Annotated in this window: 12 protein-coding genes; 8 read left to right on the top strand and 4 right to left on the bottom strand. The window is 61.4% G+C overall.

From position 1 onward, the window contains the following. Positions 1–8: 8 nt before the first annotated feature. Entirely contained in the window at positions 9–1,031 is a 1,023-nt protein-coding gene (locus OU993_RS27995; RefSeq protein WP_268162434.1) for an SDR family NAD(P)-dependent oxidoreductase, read from the top strand. A 357-nt stretch (positions 1,032–1,388) separates the two neighbouring features. Here OU993_RS27995 and OU993_RS27990 read toward each other — a convergent pair whose 3' ends face one another. Continuing rightward, complete coding sequence (locus OU993_RS27990; RefSeq protein WP_268161446.1) at positions 1,389–1,760, bottom strand: hypothetical protein; 372 nt, start codon at positions 1,758–1,760, stop codon at positions 1,389–1,391. A gap of 463 nt (positions 1,761–2,223) precedes the next feature. On the opposite strand from OU993_RS27990, the gene OU993_RS27985 reads away from it, so the two are divergent. Further along, entirely contained in the window at positions 2,224–2,751 is a 528-nt protein-coding gene (locus tag OU993_RS27985) for a hypothetical protein (protein WP_268161447.1), read from the top strand. Between the two features lie 231 nt (positions 2,752–2,982). On the opposite strand, the gene OU993_RS27980 is transcribed toward OU993_RS27985, so the two are convergent. The 3 genes from OU993_RS27980 to OU993_RS27970 form a co-directional block, all read right to left on the bottom strand. Further along, positions 2,983–4,632 (bottom strand): thiamine pyrophosphate-binding protein, encoded by a 1,650-nt coding sequence (locus tag OU993_RS27980; RefSeq protein ID WP_268162432.1) that lies wholly within the window; start codon positions 4,630–4,632, stop codon positions 2,983–2,985. Next, on the bottom strand, positions 4,629–5,861 hold the full coding sequence (locus OU993_RS27975) for a CaiB/BaiF CoA transferase family protein (RefSeq protein WP_268162430.1): 1,233 nt from the start codon (positions 5,859–5,861) through the stop codon (positions 4,629–4,631). Before OU993_RS27975 ends, OU993_RS27980 begins: the two co-directional genes overlap by 4 nt. Before the next feature lie 265 nt (positions 5,862–6,126). Then, on the bottom strand, positions 6,127–7,083 hold the full coding sequence (locus tag OU993_RS27970) for an alpha/beta hydrolase (protein WP_268162428.1): 957 nt from the start codon (positions 7,081–7,083) through the stop codon (positions 6,127–6,129). A 210-nt stretch (positions 7,084–7,293) separates the two neighbouring features. Here OU993_RS27970 and OU993_RS27965 point away from each other — a divergent pair, with 210 nt between their 5' ends. From OU993_RS27965 to OU993_RS27940, 6 genes are all read left to right on the top strand, one after another. Next, the gene (locus OU993_RS27965; RefSeq protein ID WP_268162426.1) at positions 7,294–9,045 is read left to right on the top strand and encodes a hypothetical protein; all 1,752 of its coding nucleotides are present in this window, start codon (positions 7,294–7,296) and stop codon (positions 9,043–9,045) included. Between the two features lie 113 nt (positions 9,046–9,158). Further along, positions 9,159–10,808 carry an energy-dependent translational throttle protein EttA gene (gene ettA, locus OU993_RS27960; RefSeq protein WP_268162424.1) on the top strand — a complete coding sequence of 550 codons (1,650 nt, stop codon included), beginning with the start codon at positions 9,159–9,161 and terminating at the stop codon, positions 10,806–10,808. Positions 10,809–11,082: 274 nt separating this feature from the next. Then, a complete protein-coding gene (locus OU993_RS27955) occupies positions 11,083–13,350 on the top strand; it encodes a methyl-accepting chemotaxis protein (protein ID WP_268162422.1) in 2,268 nt (755 codons plus the stop codon). 373 nt (positions 13,351–13,723) lie between these two features. After that, a complete protein-coding gene (locus tag OU993_RS27950; RefSeq protein ID WP_268162579.1) occupies positions 13,724–16,030 on the top strand; it encodes a methyl-accepting chemotaxis protein in 2,307 nt (768 codons plus the stop codon). Positions 16,031–16,165: 135 nt separating this feature from the next. Next, positions 16,166–18,436: a methyl-accepting chemotaxis protein gene (locus tag OU993_RS27945; protein WP_268162420.1), complete on the top strand. Its 2,271-nt coding sequence runs from the start codon at positions 16,166–16,168 to the stop codon at positions 18,434–18,436. A gap of 451 nt (positions 18,437–18,887) precedes the next feature. Next, positions 18,888–21,197: a methyl-accepting chemotaxis protein gene (locus tag OU993_RS27940; RefSeq protein WP_268162418.1), complete on the top strand. Its 2,310-nt coding sequence runs from the start codon at positions 18,888–18,890 to the stop codon at positions 21,195–21,197. Positions 21,198–21,232: the final 35 nt, after the last annotated feature.

Here is a 21,232-nt window from a genome sequence, read left to right as displayed (position 1 = left end):
GACACGACATGGACAGACGTGATCTGCTGAAGGGAATAACGCTGGCTGCCGGCGCGGTGGCGGCCACCGCGACCGTCGACGGAGTGGTCGAGACCACGGCGAGCGCGCAACAGGCGGGCGGACGCCCGGACGGCAATGCCGTCGTCGACATCAAACCGGTCGACAGCGAATTCTTCATCTCCAACCGTTTTGCCGGTCGCACCTTCATCGTGACCGGTTCGGCGCGCGGCATGGGCCGGGCCGCGGCAATCCGGCTGGCGCGCGAGGGCGCCAATGTCGTCGGCGTCGACTGGATCAAGGATCTCGGGGAAGAGACCCATCAGGCAATCCTTGGCGGCGGTGGAAAATCCGCTTTCGTGTTCGGCGATGTCGGTGATCCCTCCATCGCGGAACAGAGCGTTTCGACGGCGGTCTCGACCTTCGGCAAGCTCGATGGCGCCCTCAACAATGCCGGCGTGATGGATGGCGTTTATTCCGGTGACCCAATCGACTTCGAAAAACAGCGTGACCTGATCTTCGCTCGGATCCACGAGGCGAGCGATGCCTATTGGGAAAATGTCTTCAGGACCAATGCGACCGGCATGTTCTACTGCATGCGCGCGCAGCTGAGGCAGTTGGTCGCTCAGGGCCGCGGCGGCGCGATCGTCAATGTCGGTTCGATTGCCGGGATGACCGGCCTTGCCGGCAATCCGGCCTATGTCGCGAGCAAACATGCGGTCACGGGACTGACGCGCAATGCGGCCATCGACTATGCCCCCTACGGTATCCGGGTGAATTCCGTCAACATGGCGGCAACCGACACACCGATGGTCGCACGCGCCGGCGAACTGGTGGCACTGTCGGCAAAGGCGACGGTCGGGCCCACCATGGGCCGCCTGAAGATCGACAGCATTCTTGCCTATACCGACAAGAAGCACAGGCCGGCCACTGTTGCCGAACAGGTCGGCATGATGCTCTTCCTGCTGTCCGACGAAGCCTCGAACTTTACCGGCGGCATTTACGCGACCGATGGCGGATGGACCGCCTATTAGGAGAGCCGCTGCCCCGGAAGGACGTAGTCAAGACATACATCTGATGCAGATCCCCGAACCCTCATTCTCTGTTGGCGAACGCAATGGAGGCGCCCATGCCGGGAGCAGCCGTGGAAGATGACGAGCGCATGGGCCTGGCATTGCCGCATCGGAGAAATCCGAACTGTTGCGGTCGGCGATGCTGAGCAATACCGACCTTAACAGGTCCGTGACACAGTCCGGTTAGCGCCAATAGGAGACATGGACTGCTTCGACGTTAGAGGCTGGAATGGGGCCGATACCGGACTGATAGCTTGCGACTCATTCTGAGGTTTATGGCCATCGAGACCGATCCGTTTGACCGATGCGTTTCACCTTTTATTTGCCGAACTTTGTAATGCGTGTTTGTTCATCGGCGCAGATCATTGCTAAGAAGTTTGTGCGCCCGAAGAACTGGAGTACCCACGCGGAAAGCATCCCATCGACACCACCCAATGAAAGGAAAGCATAGGCGCAAATATCTGAATCAGTAGTGCCGATTTCAAATCCTGCCAGCGTTTGTTCAGGAATTTCCTCCCGTTGAACATCAGCGAAGACCTGGCCATCGGCAACAACAGGCGACAAATTGTGATATCTCGACAATCCCCGTACTATTTTGCGGACACTCCGCAAAATCCGCTCGTCTTCTGCGGGAAATATTCGATAGCGCTCAGGTCCCGCGTCCGGCGCCGGCCGCATAATCGCAAACATATCGAGCGCCCTACGACGGCCGTCGATTTGAGCGAATCCTCTTCGAATAGGTCCTTCCCAGAGTTCTTGGACCGCATCTGTCGCGTCACCTGCAACGGACATAACATTGCGAAAGTGCGCGTCATCATCGGAAGTCCCACTGTTGCATGCCGTGCAGTCTGGTATCGTGATCCTTTGAACCTTACTGGTCGCACTCGATAGCGGATAAATACCGCGAGGAAATATGTGCTCCCGCGTCGTCAATTTGTATCTGCCGCAAAAGCTACAATCGCCCCAATGCCCCTTCTTTTTTGACAAATTCTCAAAACCTCTTTGCCGAAGTGCAAGCCGAATCGGTCCTTATATTGGACCACATTTACCTTTCCGTCGCCTACGTCTTCGATATTCCCGAAGAACTGCGTGTCATGACGCTTCCTGATTTCGACGCGCCCGTCTAGGAAGAGACCAGCAACGGGGGAGCGTCATGGAAGATTGGACAACGAAGGAAATTGTCGGCACCATCATTGCCACCGGTTTAGTGTCGGCAATCTTCACGACGGCTATGGGGTGGATCGGCAGTGCATTTTCGTCGTGGCTCAAGACAAGGCAGGAGCGTTCCTATCTTGCAAGCCGTGTCGCCGCCGCACTCGAGAACTACGCGGCACAATGCTCGTCGCTCTCGGGCGACGTGAGCAGTGAATACGATCGGTACCAGGAAGTTTCGTCATTGGCTCTGCCGCGTCCGCCACAGTTTCCCGCAGATGCGGACTGGCGGTGCATGAAGGTCGGATTGGCCTACAAGGTGCTTACGTTCCTGAATGAGATCGAGGCCGAGGACAGGTATGCGAACTACGCCCGGCACTTTGAAAACAACCCGTTTCAGGTGGCATCTGGAGCGCGCGCCAGCGGCGAACGGGCACTGGCACTCGCCGCCGAAGTCCGGCGGTCCATCGGCCTGAGAATTGATCAGGACCATGAGGCGGCGCTGGCCAAACTTTTCCCGAAGAAGTGAGCGCCGCAGCTCATCTGCCAACAACTGACCCAAAGTCGGTGCCGGCCCGAGCCACGTCTGGGAGCCCCAAAAATTGCCCGATTACGGTCTGCTTTTGAGGAGGTCGCCAAAGGAGCTGAACGGCTGACTTGGAAGCAAAGCTGCCCATTCAGATTCGCTCGGCAACGTCCGCTTCGGGCCGATTGCCGACTGCGACGAGCCTCGTGGCTCGTCGCTGGCAAGCTCCACCCCTCAGGCTTTTTCCCGGATCTGCGTCAGCGTCCTGGTCGGAGTGATCGCTTCCGGCGAGAGCATCACCTCGATGATCGCCGGTTTGCCGGAGGCGCGGGCGCGCTCATAGGCCGGGCCGAATTCGTCGGTCTTCGACACCCGCTCGCCATGGCCGCCATAGGCCGCTGCGAAGGCCACGAAATTCGGGTTGACGAGGTCGGTGGCGCTGACGCGGCCGGGGAATTCCCGTTCCTGGTGCATGCGGATCGTGCCATAGGTGCCGTTGTTGACGAGCACGGTGATGATCGGCAGTTGATAACGCACGGCGGTGATGAATTCCTGGCCATGCATCATGAAGCAGCCGTCGCCGGCAAAGCAGACCACTTCGCGCTCGGGGAACAGCTGTTTTGCCGCGACCGCCGCCGGCAGGCCGTAGCCCATGGAACCCGAGGTCGGGGCCGCCTGGGTGTTGTAGGCCTGGAAACGGTGGAAACGGTGCAGCCAGGTGGCATAATTGCCGGCGCCATTGGTGAAGATCGCCGTCTTCGGTGTGTTTTCTTCGATCCAGTCCATGATCGGGCCCATCTGCACGTCACCGGGACCGGTCTGCGGCGGGGTCGACCATTTCAGATAGGCGTCATGCATGGCTGCGGTGCGCTCCGCCCAGACCGGCCAGGCGGGAGCTTCGAGGTCACGAAGGGCTGCGACGAATTCCGCCGGCGCGGCGGCAATCGCGAGATCCGGTCGGTAGATGCGGCCGAGCTCTTCCGGATCGGGGAAGACATGCACGATCTTCTGCGACGGGTAGGGGATGTCGAGCAGCGTATAGCTGGAGGAGGGCATTTCCGACATGCGGGCGCCCAAGAGCACGATCAGGTCGCTGTCCTTGATCTCTTTTGCCAAGGCCGGATTGATGCCGATGCCGACATCGCCGGCATAACAGGTGTGCAGGTGGTCAAACAGCATCTGACGACGGAAGGAGCAGCCGACGGGGAGGTGAAAGCGTTCGGCAAAGTCCCGGATGCCGGCAACGGATTCTTCGCTCCAGCGGGTGCCGCCGAGGATGACCATCGGGCGGCGGGCCTCCTTCAGCATTGCCGCGAATGTCTCGACCTGGCTCTGGCCCGGATGACTTTCGACGCGGGTATAGCGCTTGGCGGGCGGGGCCTCGACCTCGTCCATCAGCATGTCTTCCGGCAGCGTCAGCACCACCGGGCCGGGGCGGCCGGAGGTCGCGACCGCGAAGGCGCGGGTGACGAATTCCGGAATACGGCGCGCATCGTCGATCTCGCCGATCCATTTGGCGAATTCAGTGAAGGCGCGGCGATATTCGACTTCCTGGAAGGCCTCGCGTTCGCGGGCATCACGCTGCACCTGGCCGATGAAAAGGATCATCGGGATCGAATCCTGCATGGCGACATGCAGGCCGGCGGACGCATTGGTGGCGCCCGGTCCGCGGGTGACCATGCAGATGCCGGGTTCGCCGGTCAGCCTGCCCCAGCAATCCGCCATCATCGCCGCGCCGCCTTCCTGGCGGCAGACCAGAACGTCGATGCCGCTGTCATAAAGCGCGTCAAGCACCGCGAGATAACTTTCCCCCGGCACGCAGGAGACACGGCTGACGCCGTTTGCCTTCAGCGCCTCAACGATGAGTTGGCCACCGGTCTTCATGGGGTCTGCCCTTCCTTGTCTGCAATGTCTTTTTTGTCTTCGGTGTCTTCGATGCCGAATTCGGCGAAAACGTCGTCGGTGTGCTCGCCGAGCGCCGGGCTTGGCCGGTGATAGGCCAGCGGCGTTTGCGACAGCAGGATCGGCGTGCGCACACCCGGGATCGTCGTGCCGTCTTCGGTCTGAAGATCGATGCGCATGCCGCGCGCCTTGATCTGCGGATCGTCGAACATTTCGGCGATCGAGTTGATCGGTCCGGCGGGTACGGCATTCTCGCCGCAGGCGGCCAGGAGATCGGCCTTCGTCCACTTGGCCGTCTCGCCGATCACCAGTGCACGAACCTCGGCGCGGCGCGCGAGGCGCGCCTTGTTGGTGGCGTAACGTTCATCTTCCGCCACGCCGTCCAAACCGAGGACCTTGCACAGACGCGCGAACTGGCCGTCATTGCCGACCGCAAGGATCAGGTGGCCGTCGGCGGTCGGGATTACCTCGTAGGGGCTGATGTTCGGATGGGCATTGCCAAGCCGCACGGGGGAGACGCCGGAGACCAGATAGTTCATGTTCTGGTTGGCCATCACGGCAGACATGACATCGAACAGCGCCATGTCGATGTGCTGGCCTTCGCCGGTCTTCATCACATGGATCAGCGCCGCCTGGATGGCGGTGACCGCATAAACGCCGGTGAAGAGATCGGCAACCGCTGTGCCCGCCTTCATCGGTTCGCCATCCATGGCGCCCGTGACGGACATGAAACCGGACATGCCCTGGACGATGTAATCGTAACCGGCGAGATCGGCATAGGGACCGTCCTGGCCGAAACCGGTGATGGAGCAGTAGACAAGCCGCGGATTGATCGCCTTCAGGCTGGCATAGTCCAGCCCGTATTTGGCAAGCCCGCCGCGCTTGAAGTTCTCGATGACGACATCGGCATCCTTCACCAGCTGGCGGATGATCTCCTGGCCTTCGGGTTTGGAGAAATCCACCGTGACCGATCGTTTGCCACGGTTGGTTGCGTGGTAATAGGCGGCAGACAGGTTTTCGCCGTTCGATCCGGTCACGAAGGGCGGGCCCCAGGTACGGGTATCATCACCGCCGTTCGGGTTTTCCACCTTGATGACGTCCGCGCCGAAATCGGCCAGCACCTGACCTGCCCAGGGGCCTGCCAGGATGCGCGCGAGTTCGATCACACGGATGCCCTGAAGGGGCGGTTTCTTGGGGCTTTCGCTCTGCATGTCTCCTCGCCGGTCTTCTTGCATCCGCTGCCGTGTCGAAATTGATCCGTCAACAGCAGACAGTTTACCTGTAGCCCCTCATCCGCCCCTTGGGCACCTTCTCCCCGAGGGAGAAGGGATCTGCCGTGCCGCTTGCGGTTCTCCTCTTCCTTGGGGGAGAGGTCCGCCGAGCGAAGCGGAGGCGGGGTGAGGGGGCTACCGGCATCAGGTGGTCATCTCCACCTTCTCATAGCCCGCGCTGATCAGTGCGGCACTTGATTTCTAGTCATGACATCATTCCGGCCGCGGCCTTGACCTTCGCCAGGCTGTCTTCGGCCCAGGTGGCAAACTCGGCCATGGCCTCCTCCCGGCCGATCTCGTTCAGCGTCTCGTGGCGCATCTCGGGATAGATACGCTTCGTCACCTGCGAAAAACCGGCAGACGCCAGGCGATGCGAGAGCCAGGCGGTGGCTTTGGCGCCTTCGGTTGCCGGATCCTTGCCGCCGCCGACGAGGTGGATCGGCAGATCCTTCTTCAGGCGGGAAAGGAGTGTGGGCTCCGTGCCGCGGAAGGTGAGGGCGAACACATCGAGCCACATCGACACGCTGATGTCGAAACCGCAGAGGGGATCTGCTTCATAGGCTTCGACTTCCGCGCGGTCGCGGCTCAGCCAGTCCGCCTGGCTTTTGTAGTTCGGCATGGACCGCCCCCAGGTGTCGAAGGTGAGCCGCGGCAGGATCGTGCTCGGCACATCCGAACCCTTCAGCGCCCGCTCCGTCTTCAGCACCACCTCAGCCACGCGTCCGAGAAAACCAACGGCGAAATTCGAGTTCCAGACGGCAAGGGCTGCATAGGTGCGGGGATGGCTGAGCGCGGTGTTGAGCGCAATCAGCCCGCCCATCGAATGGCCGAAGAGAAGCACCGGCAGCCCCGGATGGGCAGCGAGTGCGTGATCGGTGACTGCCTTCACATCGGCGATCACCTTGTCCACGCCGCCCGCCTCAGCAAACCGTCCCTGAACGGCATCGGGTGCCGTGGTCAGGCCGTGGCCGCGATGGTCATGCGCATAAACTGCAAAACCACGGGCGGCCATGAATTCGGCAAAACGCCGGTAGCGGCCGGAATGTTCGCCGAGGCCGTGGCAGATCTGCAGGATTGCTTTTGTCTCGCCATGTGCGGGTTCATGCCGCAGCGAAAGCGCGGCTCCGGTGGGGCTGGCGAGCCGTGATGGCGTTGCAAACATTGGTTTTCTCCTCAGCCCGGTCGTGTGGCTCTTCCCGATGGAGTTGTGACCGCGGACGGCGAAATATGCAACGGTCTGTTGGCCATGCCGTCTCGGGGGTTAACGCTTTTGCAGTCTCGCCGTTCTAGCGTGTCCCGGCGGGAAAAGGGAGCGGTAGGCACAACTGTGGATCGATTACAGGACAGCAGGGTCAAGATTGGTGAAGAGCGCGTGTCTCTGGTCCAGCCGACACTGGCACGCCTGCTCGCGGCGGCGCTGGCAATCTCCGTCTTTCTTGTCGGCTTCGATATCATTTACGGCCGGTTCTTCTATCGGGATATCGACGACATCCTGCGGGGCATCCAGATCCGGCAGTTTCTCGATTATGGCGGATGGTATGATCTGACCATTCGCGGAATCGACATGCCAGGTCCCTATGTGTCTCCCTGGTCGCGGCTGATCGATCTTCCCTACGTCGCCATTGCCCGTGTGCTGCAACTCGCGCTCGCCCCGGAAGATGCCATCGCATGGGCCTTCCGGCTGTGGCAGCCCGTTCTGCTCCTCGCCTTTTGTCTTCTCTGGATCGGCTCCGTCCTCAATCTGTCCCGCCCACGGGTGGAGATCGAGCCCTTGCATATCGTGGCGGCCTTCGCACTCATGCCGCTGACCCTTTGGGAGTTCACGCCGGGTCGGATCGATCATCACAATGTGCAGATCGTGATGCTGATGGTTGCCGTCTACGGCATATCGTGCTGGTCCTATTCCGGCGGACTGATCGCCGGTCTCGGCGTCGTCTTGTCCTTCCTCGTCGGCCTGGAACTCGCACCCGTTCTCGCGGTGCTGCTGCTCGGACCCTGCCTGGCCTTCGTCTTCGGCGTGAAGGGCGGACGACGGCTGCTGGCCGGGCTGGCAACCTCCGCCATTGTGGTATCGCTTCTCGCGGGCCTGATCTTTCTCGGGCCTCACCGGATGATGGCGACAGAATGCGATGCCTTCTCGGCACCCTATATCAGCGCCTTGCTCGGCTTTTCCGTCGTCATTCTTCCCGCGGCGCTTTTTCTGGGGCGGGCAGGCCGATGGGCGCGGCTCATTTATCTTGCCGTTGCGGCAATGTTGCTCATCGGCGCTCTCGCGCTCGTCTTTCCGTCATGCCTTGCCGGTCCCTATGCCTTCATCGAACCGATGGTGCGGTCGCTCTGGCTCGATCGTGTGCAGCAGGAGCGGTCAGTTCTGGATTTCTACCGTGAAGGGGAGTTCATTAAGGTTGCCTGCATTGCAGGTTTGGCCGTCGTCGCGCTGGCCGTTCTTCCCTCGATGAGGCGCCAGATGCGGGCGGCGCATGCGCCCTTCGTCATCGTGTTCGCCACCGGTGTCGCGCTTTTGCTGCTCACCCTGATCCAGACCCGCTTCATGCGGTTTCCCGCAGCTCTCGTCCTGCTGGTCCTCCCCACCGTCTGGAGCGGCGTCAAGGAGCGTTGGCCAGGCGCACGGACGGCACTTGTCGCGTCTGCTGGCGGGTGCCTGGTCTGTGTGGTTTCCCTCTGGCTCGCGGTCCCGCAGCGCAAGCCGGTTCTTGAACTGCTGGACTACATGACCGTCGATCTATGCACCAATATCGATCCGAGCCCGCTTCGGGGCCTGCCACCCGGTCGCATCGTCGCCCCGAGTTCACTCGGTCTTTTCCTGCTCGATCGACTGCCGCCGGGCATGACGATCAATTCCATTTCGTTTCACAGAGCCGCGCCCGGCATGCGCGCCATGTTCGACGTGTTTCTCTCGATGGATAGCGAGACGCGCAAGAGGGCTGCTGCCCCCTTCGATTATCTTGCCGTGTGCCGTTATGACGTCGCGCCCTACATCGAAAACGACACGTTGTTTGCCAGGCTGATGCGTGGCGGCGAATGGCCCGGCCTTACGCTGATCCATGACGGCCCGCCCGGCTCGCCGCGCTTCTTCCGGATCGACCACGCACGGTTCGAATAGCGGCGGAAAAGCCGCTGCTATCCCGGCAATGGGGATCTCGCGCATTGCTCCCGGGCGTCGATTCGCCTAGATAGCGTCCAAACCCCAAAAGAGACGCCGGAGCGATCATCCTTATGGCACGTCAATTCATCTATCACATGGCCGGGCTGAACAAGGCCTACGGCAACAAGAAGATCCTCGAAAACATCCATCTGTCCTTCTACCCCGATGCCAAGATCGGTATCCTCGGCCCGAACGGCGCCGGTAAGTCGACCGTGCTCAAGATCATGGCCGGCCTCGACAAGGAATGGACCGGCGAGGCCTGGCTCGCGGATGGCGCGACGCTTGGTTACCTGCCGCAGGAGCCGCAGCTCGATCCGTCGAAGACGGTGCTCGAAAACGTCATGGAAGGGGTGGCCGACAAGAAGGCGATCCTCGACCGTTACAACGAGCTGATGATGAACTATTCCGACGAGACGGCGGAAGAGGGCGCGAAACTCCAGGACGTCATCGACAGCCAGAACCTCTGGGATCTGGAAAGCCAGGTCGAGATGGCGATGGATGCCCTGCGCTGCCCGCCGGGTGATGCCGCCGTCGACAACCTGTCCGGTGGTGAGCGTCGCCGCGTGGCGCTCTGCCAGCTGCTGCTGCGCCAGCCCGATCTGCTTCTGCTCGACGAACCGACCAACCACCTCGACGCCGAGACGATCGCTTGGCTGGAAAAGCATCTGCGCGAATATCCGGGCGCCATCCTGATGGTCACCCACGACCGTTACTTCCTCGACAATGTCACCGGCTGGATCCTCGAACTCGACCGCGGCCGCGGCATTCCTTACGAAGGCAACTACTCGGCTTACCTCAATGCGAAGGCGAAGCGTCTCGCCCAGGAAGAGCGGGAAGAGGGCAGCCGCCAGAAGGCGCTGTCGCGCGAACAGGAATGGATCGCCTCCTCGCCGAAGGCGCGTCAGGCCAAGTCGAAGGCGCGTATCCGGGCCTATGACGAACTGGTGGCAGCAGCCGAGAACCGTCGTCCGGGTGAAGCGCAGATCATCATCCCGGTCGGCGAGCGCCTCGGTCAGGTGGTCATCGAGGCGGAAAACATCACCAAGGCCTATGAAGGCCGCGTGCTGTTCGAAAATCTTACCTTCAAGCTGCCGCCGGGCGGCATCGTTGGCGTCATCGGTCCGAACGGTGCCGGTAAATCGACCCTTTTCCGCATCATCACCGGCCAGGAGCAGCCCGACAGCGGCGAGATCCGCATCGGCGATACCGTGCATCTCGGCTATGTCGACCAGAGTCGCGACTCGCTTGATGGTTCGAAGAACGTCTGGGAGGAGATCTCCGGCGGCAACGACATCATCAAGCTCGGCAAATACGAGATGAATTCGCGCGCCTATTGCGGTGCCTTCAACTTCAAGGGCGGCGACCAGCAGCAGAAGGTCGGCAACCTGTCCGGTGGCCAGCGCAACCGTGTGCACCTTGCCAAGATGCTGAAGGCCGGCGGCAATGTGCTGCTGCTCGACGAACCGACCAACGACCTCGACACTGAAACGCTGGGAGCGCTCGAAGACGCGCTGGAAAACTTTGCCGGTTGCGCCGTCATCATCAGCCACGATCGCATGTTCCTCGACCGCCTGGCCACCCATATCCTCGCCTTCGAAGGCGACAGCCATGTGGAATGGTTCGAAGGCAACTTCGAAGACTACGAAAAGGACAAGATCCGTCGCCTCGGCCCGGACTCGGTCAATCCGAAGCGGGTCACCTACAAGCGCCTGACGCGCTGATGGCACAACGTCCCGCGCCAGGGACGATCATGCGTGAAAAAAAAAGCCCCGGCCGCCATGCCGGGGCTTTTGCATCTGCCCAGCTTGCGGTTTTGCCGCTGTGGTAGATTGAGACAGAATTTCGCAGCGCTGCGAAGAACGATTCACGATCTTTCGAATCATCCGATTTTTTTGCTGCAGCGCGATATTATGGGGCAGAATCCGGCTTTTATTGTAACTTTTCGTTTGCTTTCTCCGGTCTATCCATAGTGCATTGCAATAGGATGAGACCGCTATGGCCATTTCCCTGAAAACGATATTGATCGGAATTTTCACAGCGCTGAGCGCGCTTGTTTGCGTTCTGGTCGGTTCCGCGTTTGTCTCCTCGGTTGGAGATTACCGCCGCTATTCCGAGATTTCCGATCTCGCCGTGCTGGACAAGGCTCTTTTCAATACCTTGCTGGCTTTCCGCAACGAACGGGGCGACGGCCCGCCTGCGCTTGTTTTGCCGATCGAAAAGGCCGATGGCGCAATCGCACAGCTCCGCAAGGACCGTTCGGATACGATCACGGCAATGACCGATGTGCGTCATGCAACACCGTCCGTGTCTGACAGCGTGGTCAGCGGTTCGATGCGGCAGGTCATGGATCAATACGGCATGGTCGAAAGCTTCCGCCAGCGGCTGGACGATACACTCGCGCAGCCCCTGGCGCGTCGCGATGCAAGTTTCAGCGATCAGTGGATGTCGGAGACGCAGAAATTCCTGAATTCGCTTGGCGATGCATCCGAGCGTATCGGCGAGGGTATCCGCGCGCTGGATCCGAGTCTGGTTCCCGTCAGCCAGATCGGCTCGACTGCCTGGAGCGCGCGTGTGGCGGCGGGCGAGGTCTCGCTGGTCCTCAACCCACTGGTGGCATCGGCCAAACGGATGAACGAAGAGCAGTATGCGAAGGTCATCGTTGGCGAGGCCCGCATCAATGCGCTGTGGCAGATCGTCGGTGCCCTGGTGGCGCATCCGGCGACCGAGCCCGTCTTGCGGCAGGCCTATGCGCGCGGCCAGCAGGACTTTTTCACCAGCAGCTTTGCCCAGCGCCGGCAGGAGTTGATCACCGCCCTTCATACGGAAAAACCGCTGCCGATGAATACGGATGAGTGGCGGGCTGGCAACAAGACCGCTCTTGGCTCGGTTGCCGAAGTCGCTCTCGTGGCGAAGGCCGTTCTTGTGGAACGTGCGCAGACCGCACTCAGCGGAGCATTCCATTCCATGCTGATCTATGGCGGGATCTTTCTGGCCACGATCGGTTTTGCCGGCGCCGCGCTGATGGTGATCATCCGCCGTGTTACCCGCCCAATCGAGCGCCTGACCAGCTGCATGAACGAGTTGGCGCAGGGCAATCGGGGCATCGACGTCCCGGATCTCGACCGCGCGGATGAAATTGGCGGTATGGCACGTTCCGTCGAGGTGTTCCGGCAGGCCGCGATCCGTAATGCAGATTTGGAGCTTGAGGCAGAGGAAGCGCGCGGACGGCGTGAGGCCGAGCGCCTGGCCTTCCAGCGCCAAACGGAAGCCGAAGCGCAGGAACGTCTCGATGCGGCGACCGGCGCACTTGCCACCGGCCTGCGCCGTCTCGCATCCGGCGACCTGCTCTGCGAGATCGAGGAGCAATTTGCACCGCAATTCGAACCGTTGCGGCACGATTTCAACAGCTCGGTCGAACAGTTGCGCAAGACGCTGATTTCGGTCGGCAATACGGTGTTCATGGTCCGCGGCGGTAGCGGCGAGATTGCGGCTGCCTCTGCAGATCTTTCCCAGCGGACGGAAGGGCAGGCGGCAACGCTGGAACAGTCGGCCGCCGCTCTGGAAGAGATCACCTCAAACGTCATGTCCACCTCCTCGCGCAGCGCAGAGGCACGTGATCTCGTGCGGGCGGCCAGCGGCCAGGCGGAGCAGTCGAGCGTCATCGTCAATAATGCCGTCCTTGCCATGGGCCGCATCGAAACGGCGTCGCGTCAGATCGGTCAGATCATCGGTGTCATCGACGAAATCGCCTTCCAGACCAACCTGCTTGCGCTGAATGCCGGCGTGGAAGCCGCCCGTGCCGGTGAGGCGGGCAAGGGGTTTGCGGTGGTGGCGCAGGAAGTGCGCGAACTTGCGCAACGCTCCGCCAATGCCGCCAAGGAGATCAAGAACCTGATCGGCAATTCGGAACAGGCTGTGGCCGAAGGAGTGAAACTCGTCAGCGCCACCGGCGACGGGCTGAGTGCGATTGCCGGCATGGTGGAATCGATCAACCGGCACATGGACGCCATCGCAACCGCGGCGCAGGAACAGTCGACGGGGCTTCGCGAGGTCAACGGTTCCATCAATCACATGGACCAGGCAACACAGCAGAACGCCGCCATGGTGGAGCAGCTGAGCGCCGGCAGTTCCAGCCTTGCCCGCGAGGCCGCGCAACTCGCCGCCATGCTGGATGCATTCCGGATCGGGGTCGTCTTCGAGGAGGCTCCGGAGCGTGCCTCCACCACAAAGCCTGCGACCGCTGCGGCGCGTCGTGCGGCGTGAGAAACGCCGCTCGCTCAGCGCTTACATGATCCGTCTTCGGTCGGAAATCACGAGAGGCCGGCAGCATTGCCGGCCTCTCTGCCTTCTCAAGGCTGCCGCGTGGTCCATGCAAAGTCTGGCTTTTTGTTTGCCGCTGCCGCTCACTTTCTCCTTTTAAATATAAGCAGTTCCCGGTCGAGTATGTCCGGTGGAAATATTTTCACGTCACGCGTGTTGGTGGAGGCGTATTACTTCTCCCGTTTATTTGAAACTTATCATCAACCAATTCATGGCAATTCTTCTCAAGGGCTGCATCGGCGGCCAAATCAAACACGCCGCTGGCCTTGTGGTTGAGGCGGGCGGCAGGAGGAGATATCCGTTGTTGTCGCTTGCAATGCTTCCCTTTCGCCGGGCGCTCTCGCTTCTGACCTTTGTACCATTGACTGCTGTTGTTGGGCTCGGTGCCGTTGTCGGCTGGTCGAGCTATGAACATTATGACAGTCTTGGTCGCGCTGAACTGATGGCGAAGCTCTCGCATGCCGGCGGCGAGATGATGATGAACATGCCCATGGAGGGCGCAGTTCCGCCGGCGGACCGCGCGCGGGTGCGCGCCTTGTCCGATCAGCTCTACAAGGACATGATCGATCAGCTCGATGCGCTGGTCGGACTGGGCTATGACGATGCGCTGACGCGATCGCTGCGCGGCGATCTTGAAAAGACATATTCCAAGGTTGGCGAGTTTCGCCAGAAGGTGGACAGCGGCGACACCGATCCGTTGATGCCCTTGCGCTATGCGCAGCCGATCGCCTCGGCGGCCCTCGCCCTTGCCTCGCGCGCCGGCGGTCTGACCGACGACGTTGCGCTTGCCCGCGACATTCGCGGTTATCACGCCTGGATGAAGGTCAATGAAGGATATCTGGTGCTCAACCGCATGGGCCAGGTGTTCATTCAGAAGGGAACGCTCGGAAAGCCCGAGCAGGCTCGGTTCGACAGCGCGATCGCCCAGATCCGCAACAATGACACGGCGTTCCGCGAATTCGTGTCTCCGGCTCTCGTTGCGCGGTATGATGCCTTTTTTACAACGCCGGACGGCAAGATCATTACCGATCTGCTGAAGGCGATGGAAAGCCTCCAAGATTTTACCGGCAAACCTGACGAGCTGGGGCCCTTCTCCAAGGCCATGGGGAGCCGCCGCGATTATGTTGCCAATCTGCTGCGCGAAAACGGCGAGAAACTTCTCTCCGCAGCCGATGCGCGCCTGGATGCGGCCTGGACCTCAATGGTGACGATCGTGTCGGCTCTGATGGGTTTCGTCCTGCTCGTTGTCGTGCTGAGCACCAGCATTACCCGGACGTTGTCGGGATCGATCCGCCGGATCACCCGATCGATGACCGGGCTTGCCGACGGCGATACGTCGAGCGCTATCCCCTATACGGACCGCACCGACGAGATTGGCGATATGGCGCAGTCGGTCGAGATTTTCCGCCAGGCGGCGATCCGCAATGCGGAACTGGAGGCGGAAACCGCCGCCGGCCGCAGCCGTGCGGAAGCCGAACGGGCCGAAATGCAGGCGCGCGCCGAGGCCGAAGCAGAAGAACGACTGACCCAGGCAACCCGCACCTTCGCCACCAATCTGCGCCGCCTGGCGCAGGGCGACATGCTGTGCGAGATCGACACGCCACTCACGGCACAGTTCGAGGCGCTGCGGGCCGACTTCAACACCTCGGTGCGTCAGCTACGTGAGACGCTGCTGTCGGTCGGAGGATCTGTTTCCACCGTCACCGGTGGCTCGAAGGAAATCTCCGACGCCTCCGACAACCTTGCCAAACGCACCGAACAACAGGCGGCCTCGCTGGAGGAAACGGCAGCCGCGCTGGAAGAGATCACCGCCAATGTGGTGGCAACCTCGAAGCGGACATCGGAAGCCCGCGACGTGGTGCGCGATGCCCGCATGCGTGCCGACCAGTCCGGTGCGGTAGTCCGCAATGCCGTGACCGCCATGCACCGCATCGAAGAGGCCTCACGGCAGATCAACCAGATCATCTCGGTGATCGACGAGATCGCGTTCCAGACCAACCTGCTGGCGCTGAACGCCGGTGTGGAAGCGGCGCGTGCCGGCGAGGCGGGCAAGGGTTTTGCCGTCGTTGCGCAGGAAGTGCGTGAACTTGCCCAGCGCTCGGCCAATGCGGCCAAGGAGATCAAGGGTTTGATCAACAATTCGACGGTTGCGGTCTCGGAAGGCGTCAAGCTGGTCAGTGATACCGGCGAGGGGCTGACGGCGATCGAGCAGCTGGTGCAGGTGATCAACGCCCATATGGACGCCATTGCCACGGCGGCCCACGAACAGTCCTCGGGTCTGGCGGAGGTCAACACCGCCGTCAACCATATGGACCAGGCGACACAACAGAACGCGGCCATGGTCGAGGAGATGAATGCCGCCGGAGCGGGACTTGCGCAGGAAAGCCACAAGCTGAGCGAACTTCTGTCGCACTTCCAGCTCGGCTCGGCGGCGCAGCAACTCAGGCAGGTCGGCGACCGTATGCGGGCGCCGGCAGCCTCGCCCGTCTCGACTTCGGCATCCGGAATGTCATCGCGCGGCCTCGCCCGCCCGGTCTCCTCGTCGCGGCCTGTTGCCGCCTCGGCGGGGCGCGCACAAGGCGGTGCGGCGCTCGCGGCCAGCAACGACTGGGAAGAGTTTTAAGCTCCGTCGTGATGCAGGCTTGAATGAACATGGGACGATCCGTGTTCGGTGTCGACAATAGGTCCCGGACGATGCCTTCAGCGCATCGCCCGGCGACGGTTTCCAGCAGCCCTCATTCCTAGCAGAGGCAAAGCCATGCGATCGCTGTCGTTGAAAAGTCTTCTTTATCTCATCGCGACGGCGCCGCTGATCGCCTTTCTCTGGGCCAGTGGTCAGTCGACCTATGACACCTATCGTGCCTATGCGACGCTTGAGCACCAGCTGGTGGTGCAGCGGTTGGCCAATGCCGGTGGGGCGCTCGCCCTGACCTTGCCGGCGGAGGGGTTTGCGACCCCCGAGCAGCGTCGTGACCGCCGACAGGCGAGCGACATGGCGTTCAGTCGCGTCAAGACAGCCTATGACGCCTGGAAAGCCGACGGCAACAGTGATGCCTCGATCGAAAAGTCGATCGGCTTCATCATGGACCGGCTGCAGCAGGTTGCCGCCTACCGGGCGGCGGTGGATGCCGGCGGCGAAACCTCAAAAATGGCGCTGTCGACGTTGCAGCCAGCCTCGGCCGCCGGCCTTGATCTGGTTCGTCGTTCCGCCGCCACCATCAACGATCTGTCGCTGGCCCGTTTCATTGACGGTTATCATGCTCTGATGCAGGTCAACGACGCTGGTTTGATCGAAATCCGCGGTGGCGAATCCTATCTGAAGACCGGCAAATTCACACCCTTGGAGTACACCTTCCTGCTGCATGCGAAGGGATTGCGCGAGCGTTACACGCCGCAGCTGCGCGAATTCCTGCCCGCAGGGATCGTCCAGGAATTCGATGCCTTCGTGCAAGGTGAGGGCCGCGTGCTGGCAGACCTGCGCAAGCGTATGTATGCCAATGATGCGCAGGGACCCGATCTGGAAAACCTGCCCAAATGGACTGCCGCAAGTTTGGCGCAGGCGAAGCTGATGGGCGGTCTCGTCGCCCGTGCCGGCGCGGAACTTGACCAGTCGGCGATCCGGCAACTGGCCAGCCTGAAGTCCAATTTCCTCTGGGGCGCTGCCACATCGCTGGTCGTCTGCGTGCTGGTGCTCTGCCTCTGCTTTGCCGTCGTGCGCCAGGTTTCAAACACGATACGGGCGATCAAGCTGCGGATGACCGCGCTTGCCGAGGGAGATACCGCAAGCGCCATTCCTTATACGGACCGCACCGACGAACTCGGCGACATGGCACAATCCGTCGAGATCTTCCGCCAGGCGGCGATCCGCAATGCGGAACTGGAAGCGGAAACCGCAGCCAGCCGCAGCCGTGCGGAAGCCGAACGGGCCGAGATGCAGGCGCGCGCCGAGGCGGAAGCCGAGGAGCGGCTGACCCAGGCAACCCGCACCTTCGCATCCAATCTGCACCGTCTGGCGTCCGGCGACATGCTTTGCGAAATCGATACGCCGCTTTCCGCCCAGTTCGAGACGCTGCGGGCTGACTTCAACACCTCCGTGCGACAGCTGCGTGAGACGCTGCTGTCGGTCGGAGGATCGGTCGCGACCGTTACCGGTGGGTCGAAAGAAATCTCCGATGCCTCGGACAATCTTGCCAAACGCACCGAACAGCAGGCGGCCTCGCTGGAGGAAACGGCAGCCGCGCTGGAAGAGATCACCGCCAATGTGGTGGCAACCTCCAAACGGACATCGGAAGCCCGCGACGTCGCACGCGATGCCCGCACACGTGCCGATCAGTCCGGTGCTGTGGTGCGCAATGCCGTATCCGCCATGCAACGCATCGAAGAGGCCTCACGGCAGATCAATCAGATCATCTCGGTGATCGATGAAATCGCTTTCCAGACCAACCTGCTGGCGCTGAATGCCGGTGTGGAAGCGGCGCGTGCCGGCGAGGCGGGCAAGGGGTTTGCCGTCGTCGCGCAGGAAGTGCGTGAACTTGCCCAGCGCTCGGCCACTGCCGCCAAGGAGATCAAGGGCTTGATCAACAACTCGACGGTTGCGGTCTCGGAAGGCGTCAAGCTGGTCAGTGATACCGGCGAGGGGCTGACGGTGATCGAACAATTGGTGCAAACGATCAATACGCATATGGAAGCGATTGCGACGGCGGCCCACGAACAGTCCTCGGGTCTGGCGGAGGTGAATACCGCCGTCAACCACATGGACCAGGCGACACAACAGAATGCGGCCATGGTCGAGGAGATGAATGCCGCCGGTGCGGGACTTGCGCAGGAAAGCTACAAGCTGAGCGAGCTTCTGTCGCACTTCCAGCTCGGTTCGACGGCGCAGCAGTCACGCCAGCCGGCAGAGCGCATGGCGGCGACTGTTCCATCGCGCGCCCAGCCTGTGGTTGCATCGCGTGCGGCAGCGTCCGCGCCACTGCGCACACAGGGCAATGCCGCTCTTGCCGCCCGGAACGACTGGGAAGAATTCTAAACACCCTCTGCCTGGGGCAGGCATGGTGGACGATTGGACGCGATCAGTCTGCGTCTGTGATGTTGAAAATCCGGGGTCGCCTCAGGCGGTCCCGGATTTTTGTTTGAGTAATATGTGTTGGAATAAAATATAGTCTCTTAATATAATGAATTAGAGACGGTTTATACTAATCTATGCTGGGTGTTGCATGCCTATAATTAGCACGCTCTGGTAGTTTTTTGGTAAATATTGGGTTTTAATCAATTGCCCATGTCTTCGACATTCCTGCTGGGCTCATGATCTGAGTTTGTGCTGTTCATGATTACATGATGAAGGGCAGATGTATCCGGGTTGCCTTCGCGCATCTCGATCCCCTCATCTGGCCTCACCGCAGCAGTGTTTGCCGTATTGGCAGGTTTCATCTTGGAAACTCGCTTTTGGAAGCCAGTTATCCCGTTGCGTGGGGGAATGAATGCATCTCTTTTTCAGGGTCTTTCGGTTTCGGACTTTATTGACGCTGCTGGCGGCGGTTCCGCTGTCCGCAACACTTATTCTTGGCGCCGTCATGGCCATGCATGCCTATGAACGGTTTGTTATGATGCGGGAGGCCGTCGTCCTGGTGCGGCTTGCCGGGGCAGGTGGTGCGCTTCTGCGTTCCATGCCGGCCGAAGCCGCGGCCAAGCCTGAGCAAAGGGCGATTTCCCGCAGCGCGACCGACCGGGATATCGATGCTGTTGTCGCCGCCTTTGACGCTGCCTTCCCGACAGGACAGGCGGAGGACCCTTACCTGAAGGATCTGGTCGCCAAGCTCGTCGCAGGAAAAGCGCAAGTGGCGGAATATCGCCAAAAGGTCGATGCGGGTGTCGAAGATAACACTCTGGCGCTTCGCTACTTCGCACCAATCTCTGCCTTGGGTCTCGACATTGCCGGTCGAGCCGGTGCCTTGATCGATGACAGTGCATTGTCGCGTGCCGTCATGGGGTATTATGCCTTCCTCGAGGTGGATCATGGTTATCTCATGATGCTCTCGGCGGGGCGAAAATATGCGCAAAAGGGCAGTCTGGACTTCGCCGATATGCGCAACTTCCTGGTGGCCCGCAATCTGATCGCGACCAATTTCAAGACAATGCAGCAATTCGTGCCGGCACCCATCCTGAACGAATACAGGGTGTACTGGCAGTCGCCCGTCGGCCAATATGCGCAAAAGATGATCAATCAGATGGGTGACAATGTTTCCTTCACGCCGGCTGCGGACGAGTTGGCGACATGGAGCAGCGCCATGGATGTGCGCAAGGCTGCGTCCTTGCCGCTTCTCATCAAAACGGCGGAAAACCTTGAGCGTGTCGCGGATGGGGAGATCGAGGCTGCCGAGCAGCAGATGATCCTCATTGCCGCTTCGCTCGGTGTGCTGATCGTCCTGGCACTCGTCCTGTGCTTCTGCATCTTGACGATGCTTTCCTCGGCCATCCGTTCGGTCTCGCGTCGCATGGCAACACTTGCCGACGGCGATACGTCGAGCGCTATCCCCTATACGGACCGCACCGACGAGATTGGCGATATGGCGCAGTCGGTCGAGATCTTCCGCCAGGCGGCGATCCGCAATGCGGAACTGGAGGCGGAAACCGCCGCCGGCCGCAGCCGTGCGGAAGCCGAACGGGCCGAAATGCAGGCGCGCGCCGAGGCCGAAGCAGAAGAACGACTGACCCAGGCAACCCGCACCTTCGCCACCAATCTGCGCCGCCTGGCGCAGGGCGACATGCTGTGCGAGATCGACACGCCACTCACGGCACAGTTCGAGGCGCTGCGGGCCGACTTCAACACCTCGGTGCGTCAGCTACGTGAGACGCTGCTGTCGGTCGGAGGATCTGTTTCCACCGTCACCGGTGGCTCGAAGGAAATCTCCGACGCCTCCGACAACCTTGCCAAACGCACCGAACAACAGGCGGCCTCGCTGGAGGAAACGGCAGCCGCGCTGGAAGAGATCACCGCCAATGTGGTGGCAACCTCGAAGCGGACATCGGAAGCCCGCGACGTGGTGCGCGATGCCCGCATGCGTGCCGACCAGTCCGGTGCGGTAGTCCGCAATGCCGTGACCGCCATGCACCGCATCGAGGAGGCCTCACGGCAGATCAACCAGATCATCTCGGTGATCGACGAGATCGCGTTCCAGACCAACCTGCTCGCGTTGAACGCCGGTGTGGAAGCAGCGCGTGCCGGTGAGGCGGGCAAGGGTTTTGCGGTCGTTGCGCAGGAAGTGCGTGAACTTGCCCAGCGCTCGGCCAATGCGGCCAAGGAGATCAAAGGTTTGATCAACAATTCCACGGTTGCGGTCTCGGAAGGCGTCAAGCTGGTCAGTGATACCGGCGAGGGGCTGACGGCGATCGAGCAGCTTGTCCAGGTGATCAACGCGCATATGGACGCCATTGCCACGGCGGCCCACGAACAGTCCTCGGGTCTGGCGGAGGTCAACACCGCCGTCAACCACATGGACCAGGCGACACAACAGAACGCCGCAATGGTCGAGGAGATGACCGCAGCCGGTGCAGCACTTGCACGGGAAAGCAGCCAGCTGAGCGAGCTTCTGTCGCACTTCCAGCTCGGGACCCCGATACAACAGTTGCGTCCGGCGGGGACCCGGACGCCGACGCCCGCGCCCGCCGCGGCTCCGGTGCGGACGCCCGCGCTGTCGCGTGCCGCAGCCACACCGTCGCGTGCCGCAGCCGCGCCGCTGCGCACGCAGGGCAATGCTGCGCTCGCTCCCAGTGAGTGGGAAGAGTTTTAACACGCGGCAACATCTCTCCTGCTAAAGACAAGGCG

The sequence above is a fragment of the Rhizobium sp. SL86 genome (assembly GCF_026672545.1).
Taxonomy (GTDB): Bacteria; Pseudomonadota; Alphaproteobacteria; order Rhizobiales; family Rhizobiaceae; genus Neorhizobium.
Note: the sequence above shows the minus strand (reverse complement) of the source record. Positions and strands in the feature narration are given on the sequence as shown.